At 63.3% G+C, this 17,984-nt stretch carries 16 protein-coding genes; 13 read left to right on the top strand and 3 right to left on the bottom strand.

From position 1 onward, the window contains the following. Positions 1–85: 85 nt before the first annotated feature. The 10 genes from MIC97_RS05135 to MIC97_RS05090 all read left to right on the top strand — a co-directional run bounded on the left by MIC97_RS05135 (position 86) and on the right by MIC97_RS05090 (position 12,495). Positions 86–1,012 carry a D-alanine--D-alanine ligase gene (locus MIC97_RS05135; protein ID WP_239799130.1) on the top strand — a complete coding sequence of 309 codons (927 nt, stop codon included), beginning with the start codon at positions 86–88 and terminating at the stop codon, positions 1,010–1,012. Between the two features lie 11 nt (positions 1,013–1,023). Further along, positions 1,024–1,920 carry a cell division protein FtsQ/DivIB gene (locus MIC97_RS05130; RefSeq protein WP_239799129.1) on the top strand — a complete coding sequence of 299 codons (897 nt, stop codon included), beginning with the start codon at positions 1,024–1,026 and terminating at the stop codon, positions 1,918–1,920. Beyond that, entirely contained in the window at positions 1,917–3,224 is a 1,308-nt protein-coding gene (gene ftsA, locus MIC97_RS05125; protein ID WP_239799128.1) for a cell division protein FtsA, read from the top strand. The genes MIC97_RS05130 and ftsA overlap by 4 nt, the downstream gene beginning before the upstream one ends. 70 nt (positions 3,225–3,294) lie before the next feature. After that, positions 3,295–5,016, top strand: a complete 1,722-nt coding sequence (gene ftsZ, locus MIC97_RS05120) for a cell division protein FtsZ (protein WP_239799127.1) — start codon at positions 3,295–3,297, stop codon at positions 5,014–5,016. A gap of 299 nt (positions 5,017–5,315) precedes the next feature. Further along, positions 5,316–6,254, top strand: coding sequence for a UDP-3-O-acyl-N-acetylglucosamine deacetylase (lpxC, locus tag MIC97_RS05115; protein WP_239799126.1), 939 nt, complete (start codon positions 5,316–5,318; stop codon positions 6,252–6,254). A gap of 182 nt (positions 6,255–6,436) precedes the next feature. Then, positions 6,437–7,315, top strand: a complete 879-nt coding sequence (locus tag MIC97_RS05110; protein WP_239801037.1) for an outer membrane protein assembly factor BamD — start codon at positions 6,437–6,439, stop codon at positions 7,313–7,315. Between the two features lie 8 nt (positions 7,316–7,323). Further along, the gene (recN, locus tag MIC97_RS05105; RefSeq protein ID WP_239801036.1) at positions 7,324–9,003 is read left to right on the top strand and encodes a DNA repair protein RecN; all 1,680 of its coding nucleotides are present in this window, start codon (positions 7,324–7,326) and stop codon (positions 9,001–9,003) included. Positions 9,004–9,197: 194 nt separating this feature from the next. Beyond that, positions 9,198–11,345, top strand: a complete 2,148-nt coding sequence (ligA, locus tag MIC97_RS05100) for an NAD-dependent DNA ligase LigA (protein WP_239801035.1) — start codon at positions 9,198–9,200, stop codon at positions 11,343–11,345. Between the two features lie 104 nt (positions 11,346–11,449). Then, complete coding sequence (locus MIC97_RS05095; protein WP_239799125.1) at positions 11,450–12,202, top strand: AzlC family ABC transporter permease; 753 nt, start codon at positions 11,450–11,452, stop codon at positions 12,200–12,202. Then, positions 12,199–12,495 carry an AzlD family protein gene (locus MIC97_RS05090; RefSeq protein WP_239799124.1) on the top strand — a complete coding sequence of 99 codons (297 nt, stop codon included), beginning with the start codon at positions 12,199–12,201 and terminating at the stop codon, positions 12,493–12,495. The genes MIC97_RS05095 and MIC97_RS05090 overlap by 4 nt, the downstream gene beginning before the upstream one ends. A gap of 106 nt (positions 12,496–12,601) precedes the next feature. Here MIC97_RS05090 and MIC97_RS05085 read toward each other — a convergent pair whose 3' ends face one another. From MIC97_RS05085 to MIC97_RS05075, 3 genes are all read right to left on the bottom strand, one after another. After that, positions 12,602–14,431: an aminopeptidase P family protein gene (locus tag MIC97_RS05085; RefSeq protein ID WP_239799123.1), complete on the bottom strand. Its 1,830-nt coding sequence runs from the start codon at positions 14,429–14,431 to the stop codon at positions 12,602–12,604. Positions 14,432–14,517: 86 nt separating this feature from the next. Next, positions 14,518–15,396 carry a 50S ribosomal protein L11 methyltransferase gene (locus tag MIC97_RS05080; protein WP_239799122.1) on the bottom strand — a complete coding sequence of 293 codons (879 nt, stop codon included), beginning with the start codon at positions 15,394–15,396 and terminating at the stop codon, positions 14,518–14,520. 21 nt (positions 15,397–15,417) lie between these two features. Further along, on the bottom strand, positions 15,418–15,993 hold the full coding sequence (locus MIC97_RS05075) for an SCO family protein (protein ID WP_239799121.1): 576 nt from the start codon (positions 15,991–15,993) through the stop codon (positions 15,418–15,420). A 201-nt stretch (positions 15,994–16,194) separates the two neighbouring features. On the opposite strand from MIC97_RS05075, the gene MIC97_RS05070 reads away from it, so the two are divergent. The 3 genes from MIC97_RS05070 (at position 16,195) to MIC97_RS05060 (ending at position 17,952) form a co-directional block, all read left to right on the top strand. Next, on the top strand, positions 16,195–16,686 hold the full coding sequence (locus tag MIC97_RS05070) for a CreA family protein (protein ID WP_239799120.1): 492 nt from the start codon (positions 16,195–16,197) through the stop codon (positions 16,684–16,686). A gap of 55 nt (positions 16,687–16,741) precedes the next feature. Then, the gene (locus tag MIC97_RS05065; RefSeq protein ID WP_239799119.1) at positions 16,742–17,383 is read left to right on the top strand and encodes a DapH/DapD/GlmU-related protein; all 642 of its coding nucleotides are present in this window, start codon (positions 16,742–16,744) and stop codon (positions 17,381–17,383) included. A 182-nt stretch (positions 17,384–17,565) separates the two neighbouring features. Further along, the gene (locus MIC97_RS05060) at positions 17,566–17,952 is read left to right on the top strand and encodes a hypothetical protein (protein WP_183831095.1); all 387 of its coding nucleotides are present in this window, start codon (positions 17,566–17,568) and stop codon (positions 17,950–17,952) included. Positions 17,953–17,984 lie beyond the last annotated feature (32 nt).

The following is a 17,984-nucleotide window of genomic DNA, read 5'->3' as shown; positions in this document are numbered from 1 at the left end:
GTCGCGATCCCCGGTGGGTCGCGGTGCGGGCTCGGATTCTGAGTCGGGAAACATAGATGGAAGCCCGCCGAGGGGATGACGGGATATGACCAAAAAGCACGTTGCTGTTCTGATGGGGGGATTCTCGTCCGAGAGGCCGGTTTCCATTTCGTCGGGCAACGCGTGTGCCGATGCGCTTGAGGCGGAAGGCTGCAGGGTCACGCGTGTCGATGTGGGTCGCGATGTCGGTGCGGTGCTGGCTGAGCTGAAGCCGGACGTCGCCTTCAATGCGCTGCACGGCCCTTATGGCGAGGATGGCCTCATTCAGGGTGTGCTTGAATATCTGGAGATCCCTTACACTCACTCCGGCGTGCTGGCTTCCGCTCTGGCGATGAACAAGGAGCAGGCCAAGAGGGTTGCCCGTGCCGCCGGTATTCCAGTCGCGGAATCAAGGGTCGTCAATCGCTTTGATATTCGTGGCGAGCATCCGATGGTGCCGCCCTATGTGGTGAAGCCGGTGGCTGAGGGTTCCAGCTTCGGTGTGGTGATTGTCAGGGAGGATCAGTCGCATCCGCCGCAGATCGTCTCGTCGCCCGAATGGAATTACGGCGAGGCTGTCATGGTCGAGCGCTATGTGCATGGCCGGGAGCTGACCTGCGCGGTGATGGGCGATGTGGCGCTTGGGGTGTGTGAAATCATTCCAACCGGCCACGCCTTCTACGATTATGATTCCAAATATGTGCCCGGCGGCTCAAAACACGAAACTCCGGCAAAAATTTCACCGAATATTTACCAAAAAATACAGACACTGGCGCTTAAGGCTCATCAAGCAATCGGCTGCCGGGGCGTGTCCCGGTCTGACTTCCGTTACGACGATCGCCATTCCGAAAATGGAGAGATCGTCTGGCTGGAGGTTAACACTCAGCCGGGCATGACGCCGACGTCTCTGGTGCCTGAGATCGCCGCGCACGCAGGGCATTCATTTGGCGATCTGTTGAGTTGGATGGTGGAGGACGCTTCGTGTCTTCGTTGAGGTCGGGACGGATGGTTGAGGGAAGGCTGGCGGGCCTGTCGCCGCTCGCTCGTCCCGTGTTGCCGCGCTGGCTGCGCCGTCCTCTGCGCGTGTTTTCGAGGCTGGGTGAGGGTGCCTATACTGCGCCGCGCTTTGCCGCGACGATCCTTTCCGTTGCGCTGCTGTCGTCCAGCGCGACTTATGGCGCCTATATCGGTGGCCAGCTTGATGATTTCGTGCAGGGTGTGACCGCCCGCACCGGTTTTGCCGTCGATCAGATCAGGGTTGTGGGCAATCAGCATACGTCGGAAATCGATATTCTCGACCGGCTCGACCTCAACGGCTGGACTGCGCTGGTGGGTCTCGATGTGATCGATGCGCGCGAGCGCATCTCCGCTCTGCCATGGGTTCAGCATGCGACTGTTCGCAAGGTCTATCCGAACACGCTGGAAGTGCGGATCGATGAGCGTGAGCCATTCGCGATCTGGCAGCAGGGCCAGTCGCTGAGCGTCATCGAAAAATCGGGACGGGTGATTGCGCCGTTCACCGGCGGACGTCTGGCGGCGCTGCCGCTGATCGTCGGCATGGGCGCGCCTGAGAACGCTCCGTCGCTGGTTGCGCGGATCGCGCAGGTTCCCGAGCTGGCTGGCCGGGTGAAGGGCTATGTGCGCATCGGCGAGCGCCGCTGGGATCTCTATCTCGACAATGGTGTGAAGGTTAAGCTTCCCGAGCTTGATGTCGACACTGCGCTTGAACGGCTCGCCCGGATGGATCGCGAGCAGGGTCTGCTCGGGCGCGATATCGTGGCGGTCGATCTGCGCATCTCCGACAGGGTTGCTCTCGAACTTTCTGCGGATGCTTCCAGCGCGCGTCTGGCGGCGCTGAAAGGCGCCAAGGGCGGTGCGCGCAAGGCGGGGAGCAGCATATGAACTGGCTGCGTAAAAATGGCGATGCTTCGTCGCGGCGTTCGGGCATCCTGACCGTTCTCGATGTCGGCTCCAGCAAGGTCTGCTGCGTGGTCGCGAAACTGAAGCCGTGCGAGGATGGCAATCTGCTGCGTGGGCGCACCCATCGCATTCAGGTCATCGGCATCGGCCATCAGAAGTCGCAGGGCATGAAGTCCGGCGTGGTCATCGATCTGGAACGTGCCGAGCATGCCATCCGGCTCGCCGTAGATTCGGCCGAGCGCATGGCGGGGCTGACGGTCGACTCGCTGATCGTGAACATGACGGCGGGCCGCCTGAAGAGCGATATTTTCTCCGCCACCGTCAATCTCGGTGGCCATGAGGTGGACGAAAGCGACATCAAGCGCGTGCTTGCCGCTGGCGCGCGGCAGGCGCTGAGATCCGAGCGCGAAGTGGTTCATTCGCTGCCCGTCGGCTTCTCGCTGGACGCGGAACGCGGCGTGCGCGATCCGCGCGGCATGGTCGGCGACACGCTGGGCGTGGACATGCATGTGCTGACCGGCGATGCAGCGCCCCTGCGCAACATCGAGCTGGCTATCAACCGTTCGCATCTTTCGGTCGAGCGCATGGTGGCGACGCCTTATGCAAGCGGCCTTGCCGCACTGGTGGACGACGAGCTGGAAATGGGCGCGGCATGCATCGACATGGGCGGCGGCACCACCACCATCTCGATCTTCTCGGAAGGCAATTTCGTGCATGGCGACGCCATTCCGGTTGGCGGCAACCATGTGACGCTGGATCTGGCCAAGGGCCTTTCCACCACTATCGAGGCGGCGGAGCGGCTCAAGGTCATGCACGGTTCGGCGCTGCCCGGCAGCGCCGACGACCGCGATCTGGTCACCATTCATCCGATCGGCGACGACCATGGCGCGCCCATGCAGATTCCGCGCTCGGTGATGACGCGCATCATCCGCGCGCGGGTCGAGGAAACGCTCGAAATGCTGCGCGACCGCATCAGCAAATCAGGCTATGGCAGCGCCATCGGCAAGCGAATCGTTTTGACGGGTGGAGCCAGCCAGCTGGCGGGCCTCCCGGAAGCGGCGCGCCGCATTCTTGGACGGAATGTGCGCGCCGGGCGCCCTCTGGGCGTTGCGGGGCTGCCGGAGGCAGCCAAGGGGCCGGCATTCTCCACCGTGGTTGGACTTCTGATCTATCCGCAGGTGGCGAATTTCGAAAGCCGCCCGTCGAAGGGGATTGCCGGTTTCAAGATGACCGGCACCGACGGGCGCCTGTATCGCGTAAGTCAGTGGTTGAAAGACAGTTTCTAGAGTTTGACGGGGACAGCCCCATACACGGCCGCTACGGCGAAGCGGCGGGAAAGGCAAAAGGACGAGGACAATGGCAATCAATCTTCAAAAGCCGGACATCACCGAGCTGAAGCCCCGCATCACCGTGTTTGGTGTCGGCGGCGGCGGCGGCAATGCTGTCAACAACATGATCACCTCAGGCCTGCGCGGCGTCGAGTTCGTCGTGGCGAACACCGATGCTCAGGCGCTGACCATGTCGAAGGCCGAGCGTCTCATTCAGCTTGGCGCGCATGTCACCGAAGGTCTGGGCGCGGGCTCGCAGCCCGAGGTCGGTCGCGCTGCCGCTGAAGAGTGCATCGACGAGATCAACGACCATCTGTCCCACACGCATATGTGCTTCGTCACCGCCGGCATGGGCGGCGGCACCGGCACGGGTGCGGCCCCGGTCGTCGCCCGCGCTGCCCGCGAAAAGGGCATCCTGACGGTCGGCGTCGTCACCAAGCCGTTCCACTTCGAGGGTCAGCGCCGCATGAAGACGGCAGACCTCGGCATCGAGGAGCTGCAGAAGTCCGTCGACACGCTGATCGTCATTCCGAACCAGAACCTGTTCCGTCTGGCCAATGACAAGACCACCTTCGCCGACGCTTTCGCCATGGCCGACCAGGTGCTCTACTCGGGCGTTGCCTGCATCACCGATCTGATGGTCAAGGAAGGCCTGATCAACCTCGACTTCGCCGACGTTCGCTCGGTGATGCGCGAGATGGGCAAGGCCATGATGGGCACCGGCGAGGCTTCCGGCGAGGGCCGCGCGATGGCTGCTGCCGAGGCGGCAATTGCCAACCCGCTGCTCGACGAGACCTCCATGCGCGGCGCCAAGGGCCTGCTGATCTCGATCACCGGCGGCAGGGATCTGACCCTGTTCGAGGTGGACGAGGCCGCGACCCGCATCCGCGAGGAAGTCGATCAGGACGCCAACATCATTCTGGGCGCCACTTTCGACGAAGAGCTGGAAGGAGTCATCCGCGTGTCGGTCGTTGCCACCGGCATCGACAAGTCGGCCGAGGACATTGCCGCGGCGCCGATCGCCATTCGTCCGGCGCAGCCGCCGAAGCCGGTCATTCGCCCCGCGGCCGAGGCCCGTCCTGTCCAGCCCGCGCCGCAGCCTGCCCCCGTTCAGGAACCGCGTGCTGCCGATCCGGTTGCCGAGGCATTCCAGATGGCCGAGCAGAACGCCGCCGCCCTGTCTCACAATGCCGGGTCCCACAATGCGGGTCAGAGTGCGGATGGCTTTCGCCCCCAAAGCCAGCTCTTCCAGCAGCCACAGCCCCATCAGCCTGTTCAGCCATTCCAGCAGCCGGTCGTGAACCAGCAGGCAGCCCTGCAGATGCAGCCTGCGCCGCAGCCGGCACCGCAGCCGGCACCGCAGCCGCGCGAGATGCACCATCAGCCCGCTCCGCAGCGCATGCCGCGGGTTGAGGATTTCCCGCCGGTCGTGCGTGCGGAAGTGGAAGCGAAGAAGAACCCGGTCGACCATGAAGAGCGTGGGCCGATGGGTCTCCTGAAGCGCCTGACCAATGGTCTGACGCGCCGCGAGGAGGAGCCTGCTGCCCGTCTGCAGCCGGCACAGCCGCGCGAGCCGAAGCTGCGTCAGGCGGCTCCGGAAGTGCGCCGGGCGCCGAGCCATGATTCGCAGCTCTACGCGCCGCGCCGTGGCCAGCTCGATGATCAGGGTCGCCTTGTCGCCCAGCCGCGTGCTGCGCATGATGACGACCAGCTGGAGATTCCGGCCTTCCTGCGCCGTCAGGCCAACTGACCGCCGCAACATCGCGATGATTTCAAAGGGGCAGCCGGGAAACGGGCTGCCCCTTTCTGCTGTTTTCTTTCCTGTTGATGTCCCGCAAAAACAGGCATTTATCGCGCATCTGCGGATGACGCTGGCTGTTACATGGGGTAAAAAAGCGTGATTTGGATGAAGTGGGGCGCGTCACTATCTTCGCCGGCAGCATAGTTTGCGCGGCCTGCAGGTTGGGGGAATTGCCTTCTTGCCGTATCTGAAACGCCGTTGACCGGTAGTTGGAAGCCAACGGAACGAGCGGGCATACGGGGATCGTTTTGAACGATTATCAGACCACCATAAAATCGCGCGTGACCCTTGCAGGCACAGGCGTTCACAGCGGCAAGCCGGTTTCGGTGACGTTCGCTCCTTCCGATCCCGATACGGGCATTATCTTCCATTTTGTCGACGGACGCGAACCCGGCAAGGAGCTGCGCGCTCTGGTCTCGGAAGTCGGCGCGACCGACCTCTCCACCATGATCGGCAGCCCCGACGGCGCGCATGTCGCGACCGTCGAACACCTGATGGCGGCTGTTCTCGGCGTGGGCCTCGACAACCTCGTCATCGAGGTGGAAGGCAATGAAGTTCCCATTCTCGACGGCAGTGCCGCGGTGTTCGTGGAAGCCATCGACCGGATCGGAAGCGAGACCCAGGCCGTGAAGCGCCGCTTCATCCGCGTGCTCAGGGAGGTCCGTATCGAAAACGGAGCGTCATGGGCGGAATTCCGCCCTCACACGGGGACGCGCTTCGAGGTCGAGATCGATTTCGAGAGCCCGGCCATCGGCCGCCAGCAGTTCGCGATCGATCTGAACGGCGAATCGTTTCGCAACGAAGTGGCGCGGGCGCGCACTTTCGGTTTCCTCAAGGATGTCGAGCGACTGTGGGCGGCCGGCTATGCGCTTGGCTCGTCGCTGGAGAATTCCGTGGTCATCGGCCACGACAACCGCGTCATCAATATGGGCGGCCTGCGCTATCCCGACGAGTTCGTGCGCCACAAGACGCTGGACGCCATGGGCGATCTGGCGCTGGCCGGCGCGCGCTTCATCGGCTGCTTCCGCTCCTATCGCGGAGGGCACAGGCTGAACGCGGCCGCTCTGCGGCGGCTGCTTTCGGACCGCAGCGCCTATGAGATCGTCGAAACCACGCGGTATGAACGCGGCCGTATCGCGGAGATCAGCGCCGTCAGCGGCCCGGTTTTCGCGCCCTGGATGATCTGAGCGCTTGAGCGGTTCCGATACCAGATCTTTTCACGAAGGTATTTTTCCCGCATATGCCGGGAAGAGCGACGCTTGCCACAAAAATGTGCGATTGGCGGCGGATAGCGTTGCCGCGCGTGGCTGTTATGGTCTATGGCTGCACGCTGACCGAGGAAACGGTGCCGAAAGGGCGAATCCCAATCATGATGTTCACACGGGCTGATCGATCGATTGCACCAGCGAAGGGTCCCCTGGGGTGGGTTGTCCTGGCTTTGTCGGTTGCCGTCGCGCCGATGGTTCTTGCCGGCTGCTCGGCCTCGGGCAAGGATCTCGACCTTTCGACCTATGTGGAGCAGACCGAACCTGCGGACGTGCTCTACAATCAGGGCCTCGCCAACCTCAATGCCGGACGCCTCGGCGAAGCCGCCAAGAAATTCGCCGCCGTCGACCGCCAGCATCCCTATTCGGAATATGCCCGCAAGGCGATGGTGATGGGCGCCTTCACCAATTACCGGCAGGGCAATTATGATGACGCCATCCAGATGTCGCAGAGATACCTCAATCTCTACCCGACGTCGGAGGACGCCGATTATGCCGTCTACATCGCCGGCCTGAGCTATTTCCGCCAGATCCGCGACGTGACGCAGGATCAGAAGGAAGCGCGCCAGACCGTGCAGACCATGCAGGAACTGGTCAATCGCTGGCCCGATTCGCAATATGCGGAAGATGCCCGCACCAAGATCCGCTTCGCCAACGACCAGCTCGCCGGCAAGGAGATGCAGGTCGGCCGCTATTATCTGGAGCGGCGCGAATATCTGGCATCGATCAAGCGCTTCCGCACCGTGGTCGAGCAGTATTCCAATACCCGTCACATCGAAGAGGCGCTGGCGCGTCTGGTCGAGGCCTATTATGCGATGGGCCTGACCGACGAGGCGCAGACCGCAGCCGCTGTTCTCGGCCAGAACTATCCGAGCAGCCAGTGGTACAAGGATTCCTACAAGCTGCTGCAGAGCGGCGGGCTGACACCGCGTGAGAATGCCGGCTCGTGGATATCCAAGGCCGGGAAGCTGATTACCGGCTGAAGGCTGCCATGCTCTCCAGACTGTCGATCCGCGATATCGTTCTGATCGAGAAGCTGGACATAGACTTTGCTTCGGGTCTCTCCGTGCTGACGGGCGAGACCGGTGCCGGCAAGTCGATCCTGCTCGATTCGCTTTCTCTTGCGCTCGGCGCGCGCGGCGATGCTTCGCTTGTGCGCCATGGTGCTGCGCAGGGTCAGGTGACGGCGGTGTTCGACGTTCCGCGCAACCACCCCGCGCGCGACATTCTTTCCGAAAATGCCATAGACGATGATGGCGACATCATCCTGCGCCGTATCCAGACGGCGGACGGGCGCACGCGCGTCTTCGTCAACGACCAGCCGGCCAGCGTGGCGCTGATGCGCACCATCGGCCATGCGCTGGTGGAAATCCACGGCCAGCACGACGAGCGCGCGCTGGTCGACGCCAGCGCCCATCGTGAAGTGCTCGACGCCTTTGGCTGCCATGCCAGCGCCGTGCGCGAGACGGCGGAAGCCTGGCGCGTGTGGCGCGGTGCCGAGCAGGAGCTTTCGCGGCACAAGGCGCGCGTGGAGGCGGCTGCCCGCGAGGCGGATTATCTGAGGGCCGCCGTCGCCGAACTCGTGCAGCTTGATCCGCAGCCCGGCGAGGAAAGTGAGCTGGCAGCCCTGCGCACGGATATGATGCGCGCGGAAAAGATCGCTTCCGAGATCAGTGATGCTCAGGACGTTTTGTCCGGTCCGTCCTCGCCCCTGCCGCAACTGGCAAGCCTGCTGCGCCGCCTGCAACGCAAGGCGGCGGAGGTTCCGGGTCTGCTCGACGATGTGGTGACGTCGCTGGATGAGGCGATGCTTTCGCTCGATGCCGCGCAATCCGGGGTCGAGGCGGCCCTGCGCGCCACGGAATACGATCCGCAGCTGCTGGAGCAGGCCGAGGAGCGGCTGTTCGCGCTCAGGGCAGCGGGGCGCAAGCACAATGTGCAGGTCGATGATCTGGCACGGCTGCGTGACACAATGTCTGCCGATCTGGCGGACCTTGATGCCGGCGAAGAGCGGCTGGGGGTTCTGGTACAGCAGGCAAAGCAGGCGCGCGACCTTTATGATCAGAGCGCTGCTCATCTCTCAGATCTGCGTCAGGCCGCCGCCAGGGGGCTGCGCGATGCGGTGATGGCCGAACTGCCCGAGCTTAAGCTGGAACGGGCCGAATTCATCGTGGAAATGTCGAGCGAGCCTGACAATCGCATGGAAGAGGGCATCGACCAGATCGAGTTCTGGGTGCGCACCAATCCCGGCACGCGCCCCGGCCCGATGATGAAGGTGGCTTCCGGCGGCGAGCTGTCGCGCTTCCTGCTGGCGCTCAAGGTGGCGCTGGCAGATCGTGGTTCCGCGCCGACGCTGGTGTTCGACGAAATCGACACGGGCGTGGGCGGCGCGGTGGCCGATGCCATCGGCCAGCGTCTTGCCCGGCTGGCGAAGGGCGGCGTGCAGGTGCTTTCCGTCACCCATGCCCCGCAGGTCGCGGCGCGCGCCTCCACCCATTTCCTGATCTCCAAGTCGGGTGGCGCGGACCGTGTCGCCACCGGCATCGTCGCCATGGACATCGATGCCCGGCAGGAGGAGATCGCCCGCATGCTGGCCGGTGCGACCATCACCGACGAGGCGCGGGCGGCGGCGGAACGGCTTCTGCGCGAGAACACGGCGGCAGCAATCTGAATTATTGAACCAACAACGGAGCAACCAAAACCGGAGTCCACTTTCCGGCCGGATGCTCCGGGACGAACCTGTCTGTCCACAACTGACAAGATGATTCAGGAGAGAGGCGCATGCGCCTGTTTCCGTTCGGCTTTGCGCGCGCTACATACTTCATCTTCGCGCAGGCCAACCTGCCGCCCATGAGAGATTTCGCCATGTCCGAGAAACCCGTCGATCTGCTTACCGAGAGCGAGGCCGCTGCCGAGCTGGAACGGCTGGCGAAGGAGATCGCAGGGCACGACAGGCGCTATTACGCGGAAGACGCGCCGACGGTTTCCGATGCCGACTATGATGCGCTGCGCATCCGCAATGCCAGCATAGAGGCACACTTTCCCGAACTGGTGCGTGAGGATTCGCCCTCGCTGAAGGTCGGCACCGCGCCTTCTGGCGTGTTCGGCAAGGTTGTTCACGCCGTGCAGATGCTGTCGCTCGACAATGTGTTTTCGGATGAGGACGTGCGCGATTTCGTGACCAGCGTACGGCGCTTCCTGGCCCTTCCGGCGGATCGTGAACTGGTGTTCACCGCCGAGCCGAAGATCGATGGGCTTTCGATGTCGCTGCGCTATGAGAACCGGCGGCTGGTGACGGCGGCGACGCGTGGCGACGGCACCACCGGCGAGAATGTGACGGCCAATATCCGCACCATCGCCGAGATTCCCGAAACGCTGCCGGCGGATGCGCCTGAGGTGGTGGAGGTGCGCGGCGAAGTCTACATGCGCCGTGACGATTTCTTCGCGCTCAACCAGCGCATGGCCGAAACCGGCCGCGTCTTCGCCAATCCGCGCAATTCCGCCGCCGGCAGCCTGCGCCAGCTCGACCCGGAGGTGACGCGCCAGCGCCCGTTGCGCTTCTTCGCCTATGCATGGGGGGATGCCTCGGCGCCGCTTGGCGAGACGCAATATGAAGTCGTGAAGCGCTTCGGTGCGTGGGGCTTTCAGGTCAACAGCCTGATGACGCGCTGCGACACCGTCGAGGCGATGCTGGAGCATTACCACCGTATCGAGGCGGAACGCGCCGAAATTCCCTATGACATCGACGGTGTCGTCTACAAGGTCGACCGGCTCGACCTTCAGGAGCGGCTGGGTTTCCGTTCGCGCAGCCCGCGCTGGGCGACAGCGCACAAGTTTGCCGCCGAGAAAGCGATGACGGTGCTGAACGGCATCGACATTCAGGTCGGCCGCACGGGCGCGATGACGCCGGTGGCGCGGCTGGAGCCGGTGACGGTGGGCGGCGTGGTCGTCACCAATGCCACCATGCACAACGAGGATTACATCAGGGGCATCGGCAACAGCGGCCAGCCGATCCGCGAGGGCCGCGACATTCGCATCGGCGATACGGTGATCATCCAGCGGGCCGGCGACGTCATTCCGCAGATCGTCGACGTGGTGCTGGAGAAGCGTCCAGCCGATGCGGTTCCTTACGAATTCCCGCACACATGCCCCGCCTGCGGCAGTCATGCCGTGCGCGAGGAAGGGGAGGTGGTACGCCGTTGCACCGGCGGCCTGATCTGCCCTGCGCAGGCAGTGGAGCGCCTGCGCCATTTCGTGTCGCGCAACGCCTTCGACATCGAGGGGCTGGGCGAAAAGCAGATCGAGTTCTTCTTCCAATCGGATGATCCGGCCCTTCAGGTGCGTTCGCCCGCCGATATTTTCACGCTGAAGGAGCGCCAGCGCGAATCGCTGACCAAGCTGGAGAATGTCGACGGGTTCGGCGCCGTTTCGGTGAAGAAGCTGTTTGCGGCCATAGATGAGCGCCGGCGGGTGGAGTTTTCCCGCTTCCTGTTCGCGCTGGGCATCCGCCATGTGGGCGAGACCAATGCGAAGCGCTTCGCCCGCCATTTCCTGTCGTTCGAGGCGTTCCGCAAGCTGGCCGAGGAGGCTGTGATGCCCGAGGGCAAGGGCGATCCGGGCAATGCCGCCTGGCAGGAGCTGAACAACATCAACGGCATCGGCTCCATCGTTGCCGGTGCTGTGGTGGAGTTCTTCAAAGAGGACCACAACCGGCAGGCGCTTGATGCTCTGCTGAAAGAGGTGACGCCGGTGGACGAGGAGCCGGTCGGCACGACGGATTCGCCGGTTGCCGGCAAGACGGTTGTGTTTACAGGGGCGCTGGAGAAGATGTCGCGGGACGAGGCCAAGGCGATGGCCGAAAAGCTTGGCGCCAAGGTTGCGGGTTCCGTGTCGAAGAAAACTGATCTGGTGGTGGCGGGGCCGGGAGCCGGCTCCAAGCTCAAGCTGGCAACGGAACTCGGCATCGAGGTCATCGACGAGGATGCGTGGTTCGCACGCGTGGGCAGAGAGTAGGATCTCTGCCCTTCATCCGCTTTTTCTGAACGGCTGGCTCAAGCGAATTCATGTGACAGCGTCCGGCCGGCTGAATAGATAGAACCCTTTTCCGGGAGTGGTCCATGGCAGGACAGGCAGCGGGCGAGCGCTCGATCCTCAGCGAATATTGGCATGGCGTACGCTTCGGGCTTCCGGTCTGCATCGCGGTGTCGCCATTCGGCCTGCTGTTCGGCACCCTGGCCGTGGAAAACGGCCTGTCGGTTTTCGAGGCCTTCTTCATGAGCGTTGCCGTGTTCGGCGGGGCCAGCCAGATGGTCGGCATCGAGCTGTTCGGCCAGAAAGTTGCGCCGTGGCTGATCGCCTTTTCGATTTTCGCGGTGAATTTTCGTCATGTTCTCTATTCGGCTGCCTTCGGCCGCCATATGGCCGGCTGGCCGCGCATGCAGCAGGCGATCGCCTTTTTCCTGCTGACCGATGCGCAATATGCGCTGGCTGAAAGCCAGATGCAGAGCGGGCGCAAGCTCACTTTCGCGCGCTATATGGGGGCGGGTTTCACCGGCTATCTGGTGTGGGTCGGCACGACCGTGCTTGGCGCCATCTTCGGAAAGCTCATTCCCGACACCAGCGCCATCGGCGCGGATTTCCTGCTGCCGATCTACTTTCTGGGACTGATGATGGATTTCCGCAAGCGGCCGCTCTGGCTGCCGGTGGTGGCCGTCAGCGCGGTGGCTTCGATCATAGCGTTTCGTTTCGTCGGTTCGCCATGGCACGTGTTGCTGGGCGCAATTGCGGGTGTCGCCCTTGCCGTCATCCTGCCACCGTCACGCAGCGGCATTGACGTAACGCCGTCACAGCCGGTGGAGAATCAGGCATGAGCAGCACTTTCTGGGTTATTCTGGCCGGCGGTATCGCCACCTATCTGACGCGCATTGGCGGGCATCTGGTGATTTCGCGGCTGGAGCGTATTCCGCCGCGCGTCGAGGCGGGCCTCAACGCCGTTCCGGCGGCGGTGCTGACCACGCTGGTGGCGCCTGCCGTGCTGACCGCTGGCCCGGCCGAATGGCTGGCGCTGATCATCGCGGGGCTGGTGGCCTTGCGCGGCGGACTGCTCAGCATGTTCATAGCGGGCGCGGCCGTGCTGCTGCTTGCCCGCCATTTCATGGCCTGAGGTTTAGAGCATTTCTGCTTCTCTCCGAACCGCAGAAATGATCTATCTCTTTGTTTTCGCCGCATTTATGCGACGCCAGATGTTTCCATCTGGCTGCAAAAATGCTCTAGCCGAGCGGCGCGCAGGCCTGTTCCAGCCACGCCAGCGCTTCACCATCGACCATCGGGCCGATCTCGGACAGCACGCGGGCATGATAGGCGTCGAGCCAGTTGCGTTCTTCGGTTGAAAGCAAATCGGAAACGATCATGCGCCGGTCGAAGGGGGCGAGCGTCAGCGTCTCGAAGCTGTGCATGGCGACGTCGCCGCCTTCGATCTCAGCGGCCTTTTCGACCACAATCAGGTTTTCAAGGCGGATGCCGTAGGCGCCTTCCTTGTAGTAGCCGGGCTCGTTGGAAAGGATCATGCCTTCGCGCAGCTTCTCCATGCCGGTCTTGGCGATGCGTTGCGGTCCCTCATGCACGGCGAGATAGGCGCCGACGCCATGGCCGGTGCCGTGGGCGTAGTCGAGGCCATGCGTCCACAGCGCCATGCGGGCGATGGCATCGATGTCAGCGCCACGTGTACCCGCCGGAAAGCGCAGGACGGAAATGCCGATCATGCCCTTCAGCACCAGCGTGTAGCGCTGGCGCATTTCTTCGGTGGGGGTTCCGATGGGAACGGTGCGGGTGATGTCGGTGGTGCCGTCCTGATATTGCGCGCCGGAATCGAGCAGGAACAGCTCGCCGTCACCGAGCTTGCGGTTGGTGGCGTGCGAGACGCGATAGTGAATGACGGCGCCGTTCGGACCTGAGCCGGAGATGGTCTCGAAGGACACGTCGCGCAGCGGCATCTGCGTTTCCTCGCCCGCCTGCCGGCGGAAATTTTCCAGCGCCTTGACGGCCCTGATCTCGTCAGTCACGCCCGGCTTCTGGCTATCCAGCCAGCACAGCATGCGTGCCATTGCCGCACCGTCGCGGCGGTGGGCGGCGCGGCTGCCCTCCAGCTCGGCGCTGTTCTTGGTGGCGCGCGGAATGCGAGCCGGGTCGGCTGCCGCGATCACCGTGCCGCCATTGGCTTCGATGAGCATGCGCAGCTTCTCGGCTGCCAGCACCGGATCAAGCGCGATGCGCGCGCCCTTGCCGGCGAGTGCCGCGATTGCCGGCTCGAAGTCCCCGGGCTGGTGCGGTTCGGCAAGCTGGGTGAGATAGGCCTCGACCTCCCGCGAGAACTTCGCCCTGTCCATGAACAACTGGTGCGAACCGTCTGCCGCCAGAATGGCGAAGCCGAGCGCCAGCGGCGTGTGCGGCACGTCATTGCCGCGAATGTTGAATGCCCAGGCGATGGAGGAGGGGTCGGTGAGAACGGCATGCGTTGCGCCGTCGGCCTCGATGGCCGCCGCCAGCCGCACCAGCTTGTCCTTCGCCAGTTCGCCAGCGAAGGCGAGGGGCTGGATTTTCACCGGGGTAACGGGCGCTGCCGGCTGGTCCTCCCAGACGGCATCGACCGGGTTCGTTTCCAGCGGCACCAGCTCGACGCCGGCCTTCTTTGCCGCCGCCTTCAGCGTGTCGATCTCGCCGGTGGTGTGCAGCCACGGGTCGAAGCCGAGACGGGTGCCGGATTTTAGGTTCGGGCCTATCCATTTCGCCGGCGGATTGTCGACGAGGCTGTCATAGCTGAAAATGGCCGGATCGGTTTCCTTGCGCACCTGCAGGGTGTAGCGGCCATCTACGAAGATGACGGCGCTGTCGGCCAGCACCAATGCCACGCCGGCAGAGCCGGAAAAGCCGGTCAGCCATTTCAGCCGGGCAGCGCGCGCCGGCACATATTCGCCCTGATGCTCGTCCGCGCGGGGCACCAGAAAGCCGTCGATGCCGTTTTCGGCCAGCCATGCGCGAAGGGCGGCAACACGCGGCGAGGCAAGCGAGGGATCGCTGGACGAATCGAACGACTGGAACATGTCAGGAATTCCCGGAAATGAAACTTGCCGGAACCTAGCCCTCCCGCGCCATGCTGACAATGCGCCAGCGGGCAGGGCAGACCTGATCAGGCCACAGGCTTGAGATGGATGGTGACCCAGCCTTCGCGGTGCAGCGTGGTGACGTGGGTAAAGCCCGCAGCCACATAGGCTTCCACCACGGCGTCATGCTGGCGGTCGAGAATGCCGGACAGGACCAGCGAGCCGGCGGAGCGCACATGCGCAGCCATCTGCGGGGCGATTTCGATCAGCGGTCCGGCCAGAATGTTGGCGACGATCAGTGCGAAGGGGCCGCGCTCGGCGAATACCGGATGGTCGAAACCCGTCGCGGTCACGGCATCGACATGATCGGCAACACCGTTGAGCTTCACGTTCTCTGCCGCGACTTCCATTGCGACCGGATCGATGTCGGTGGCCAGAACCGGGATGGCGGACAGCTTTGCCAGCGCAATAGCCAGAACCGCGCTTCCGGTTCCAAGATCGAGCGCGTTGGCAGGTTGTTCGGAAGCCACCACCTGTTCCAGCATTTCGAGGCAGCCGGCGGTGGTGCCGTGGTGGCCGGTGCCGAAAGCGAGGCCGGCCTCGATCTCGATGGCGATGTCGCCTTCCTGGCGCTGGTCCCGGTCATGCGCGCCATGAACGAAAAAGCGGCCGGCACGCACCGGCTGCAGCCCTTCGAGCGAACGGGTGACCCAGTCGATGTCGGGCAGTTCCTCACGCCCGATTTCGGGATCGGCGGAGAGGGATGACAACACAGCGCGCAGGCGGGTCTCGGCCTCGTCGATGTCGCCATCGGCATAGAGTGAAACCTCGTGGATATCGCGATCCTCATCGACTTCCAGAATGGCAATCGGCCAGCCATCGTCTTCGAAGGCGGTTTCGAGACTGGCAAAAATGCGCTCGGCCTCGTCCTTCGAGGTGGTGAAGTGGAGGCGCGTCTGGGTCATGAGGTCGGAAACCTGTTGGTGTCAGCTGCCGGCGGCCAGGCGCTTCAGCTTGGCCTTGGCCGTATCGGGGCTCTCGCCATAAGCGATGGTGCCGAAAAAGTCACCTTGCGAATTGAGCAGCAGGATCGATGCGGTGTGGTCGAGCGTGTAATCGCCGTCCTCGGTAGGCACCTTCTTCCAGTAGATGCCGAAGGACTTGGCCATATCAAAGACCTTGGCGGGCTCGCCGGTGATGCCGATGATCCGGTCGGAGAAGTTGCCGATATAGGTGTTCAGGATCTGGGGCGTGTCGCGCTCGGGATCGACCGACACGAAATAGGCGCGGATGTCCTTGCCCTCGTCGCCCAGCGCGTTCAGCCAGCCGGCGAGCTCGAACAGCGTCGTCGGGCAGACTTCCGGGCAATGGGTGAAACCAAAGAACAGGGCCGTGGGCTGGCCGCGGAACGCCGCCTCGGTGATCGGCTCGCCCTTCTGGTCGGTAAGCGCGAAAGGCGCGCCGAAGGGTTCTCCGCCATGGCGCTGGTTGTACCAGCTGAAGGTTATGAAACCAATGCCGGCGGCGATGAGGATGAGAAGGCCGACGAGAATCTTGCGCATGGGAGGATAGTCCGCTTTCAGGCGGCACGGGCCGCATCGGTGAACAGATGAACCAGTTCTTGTAGCCGGTTCTAATGGTTGGGCGCACACTGTCAAAGTGGGCCCATTGCCGCAAGGTCGAAGCGCTCACATCGTCGTGCTTGCAAAGCCCGTTGCAGCACCCCAAGTTGCAGGAAATTCCTGCCGCAGACGGAGACAGAAGTGCGCAAGACCATAGCCTGCCTGACAACCGCCGCCGCCATCGCCGCAAGTGCCGGTTCCGCTCATGCCGAGCAGGTCGGCAAGATCGGCGTCGACTGGTTCGGCAACGACATCAAGATCGAAGCCGTGACCGATCCGAAGGTGGAGGGCGTGACCTGCCATCTGGCCTATTTCGACCGTGGCGTCATCGACCGCCTCCAGAAAGGCAACTGGTTCGAGGATCCGTCGAACGCAGCGCTTTCCTGCCAGCAGACCGGACCGATAAAGATCGGCGACATCGATCTCGGCAAGGGCGGCGAAGAGGTGTTTCGCCAGTCGATCAGCCTGATCTGGAAGAAGCAGGTGGTGAAGCGCATCTACGACAAGGCCAATGACACGCTGATTTATCTGGCCCATTCGCAGCAGGTTCAGGACGGCTCGGCCAAGATGGCGATCACCACTATTCCCCTCTATGGCCAGCAGGTGGAGTGGGCGAAGGGCAAGCCGCAATAAGGGGCTGGGCGCGCGAAGGCTTGCCGAAGGGCAGGGGGCGTCGTACAGCCGCCTGATGGACGATCCGCAAAACCCCGAGCCGCGCGAGCCGCAGCCGCGCATCCATCCGACGGCCGAACTGAAGGGCTGCCGGCTGGAGCCCTATGTGGCCATCGGCGAGCGGGTGGTGCTGCGCGAGGTGATGGTGGGCGCCTTCACCTATTTCGAGCGCCATTCCGAAGCGATCTATGCGACGCTCGGCAAGTTCTGCTCGGTTGCCGCCAACACCCGCATCAATGCGCTGGAACATCCGATCGAGCGGATCACCCAGCACAAGGTCAGCTACCGGCCGAACGAATATTTCCGCTATCTCGGCGTCGACGCTGCTTTTCGCGAGCGCCGGCAGGCAAGGCACGTCACGATCGGCCATGATGTGTGGATAGGGCACGGTGCGGTGATCCTGCCCGGCGTGAACGTGGGCAATGGCGCGGTGATTGGCGCCAACGCCGTGGTGACGCGCGATGTGGAGCCCTATGCGATCATGGCCGGATCGCCGGCGCGGCGGCTGCGTTATCGTTTCGCTCCGGAGATTGCCGCGCGCATCGAACGGCTGGCCTGGTGGGACTGGCCGGCCGGGAAGATCGGCCGTGCGGTTCCCGACATGCAGGCGATGCCGATCGAAGACTTTCTCAGGCGCTGGGAAGATCCGCAGAGCTGACATGGCATCTGCGCCGGTAACCATATCCCTTAACGTAAAACATTAGCGTTAAGATTCGGTTTATAGGTTGTTTGCAGGAATAATGGCAATCTATGGTTGTGTTTCTTTTCGAAATTCATATCCTGACATCGGAGGTATTCATCTGAGGCGCAAGTACAAACGGAACAACAGAGGAGAGTGTCATGAACAAGTTCACCGTTATTCTTGCAACCGCAGTCGTTTCTTTCACCGCAGTCAGTGCTCATGCCGGCGGATGGGGTTCCAAAGGCAACAACAACAATTCCAGTGGCGGTCTGATCAATGTGGCGCCGGCCGTGGCCCTCGGCGACATCAAGCTGCTGAACGGCCTTTCCATTCTCAACAAGTCGCCGATCCTGTCCGGCAACAACACGGTGCTCGGCAATGGCATCCTGAGCGGCATCGGGCTCGGCATTCTGGGGGTTGGCGCAGGCTCGGCCAACTCGCCCGTCGGCATCGCCGGCGGTGGCAACAGCTACACCGACAACAGCGGCAACAACTACAACAGCGGAAACGGCAACTCGTCCTATTCCGTGAAGAAGCGCCGCTGACCCAACAAGTCGGATTCCGGATCCGGCGGCGG

Origin of the sequence: Aquamicrobium sp. NLF2-7 (assembly GCF_022359935.1) — a bacterium.
Lineage (GTDB): Bacteria > Pseudomonadota > Alphaproteobacteria > Rhizobiales > Rhizobiaceae > Mesorhizobium > Mesorhizobium lusatiense.
The sequence above is the reverse complement of the archived record's forward strand: the minus strand, read 5'-3'. Positions and strand labels throughout refer to the sequence as shown.

What these genes read in the sequence shown, in the direction of transcription:
- MIC97_RS05090 (WP_239799124.1), top strand. Translation starts at nt 12,199, where the DNA reads ATGAGCAGCACTTTCTGGGTTATTCTGGCCGGCGGTATCGCCACCTAT.
- MIC97_RS05080 (WP_239799122.1), bottom strand. Translation starts at nt 15,396, where the DNA reads ATGACCCAGACGCGCCTCCACTTCACCACCTCGAAGGACGAGGCCGAG.
- ligA (WP_239801035.1), top strand. Translation starts at nt 9,198, where the DNA reads ATGTCCGAGAAACCCGTCGATCTGCTTACCGAGAGCGAGGCCGCTGCC.
- MIC97_RS05085 (WP_239799123.1), bottom strand. Translation starts at nt 14,431, where the DNA reads ATGTTCCAGTCGTTCGATTCGTCCAGCGATCCCTCGCTTGCCTCGCCG.
- MIC97_RS05095 (WP_239799125.1), top strand. Translation starts at nt 11,450, where the DNA reads ATGGCAGGACAGGCAGCGGGCGAGCGCTCGATCCTCAGCGAATATTGG.
- MIC97_RS05110 (WP_239801037.1), top strand. Translation starts at nt 6,437, where the DNA reads ATGATGTTCACACGGGCTGATCGATCGATTGCACCAGCGAAGGGTCCC.
- MIC97_RS05060 (WP_183831095.1), top strand. Translation starts at nt 17,566, where the DNA reads ATGAACAAGTTCACCGTTATTCTTGCAACCGCAGTCGTTTCTTTCACC.
- MIC97_RS05075 (WP_239799121.1), bottom strand. Translation starts at nt 15,993, where the DNA reads ATGCGCAAGATTCTCGTCGGCCTTCTCATCCTCATCGCCGCCGGCATT.
- ftsZ (WP_239799127.1), top strand. Translation starts at nt 3,295, where the DNA reads ATGGCAATCAATCTTCAAAAGCCGGACATCACCGAGCTGAAGCCCCGC.
- MIC97_RS05135 (WP_239799130.1), top strand. Translation starts at nt 86, where the DNA reads ATGACCAAAAAGCACGTTGCTGTTCTGATGGGGGGATTCTCGTCCGAG.
- ftsA (WP_239799128.1), top strand. Translation starts at nt 1,917, where the DNA reads ATGAACTGGCTGCGTAAAAATGGCGATGCTTCGTCGCGGCGTTCGGGC.
- recN (WP_239801036.1), top strand. Translation starts at nt 7,324, where the DNA reads ATGCTCTCCAGACTGTCGATCCGCGATATCGTTCTGATCGAGAAGCTG.
- MIC97_RS05130 (WP_239799129.1), top strand. Translation starts at nt 1,024, where the DNA reads ATGGTTGAGGGAAGGCTGGCGGGCCTGTCGCCGCTCGCTCGTCCCGTG.
- MIC97_RS05065 (WP_239799119.1), top strand. Translation starts at nt 16,742, where the DNA reads ATGGACGATCCGCAAAACCCCGAGCCGCGCGAGCCGCAGCCGCGCATC.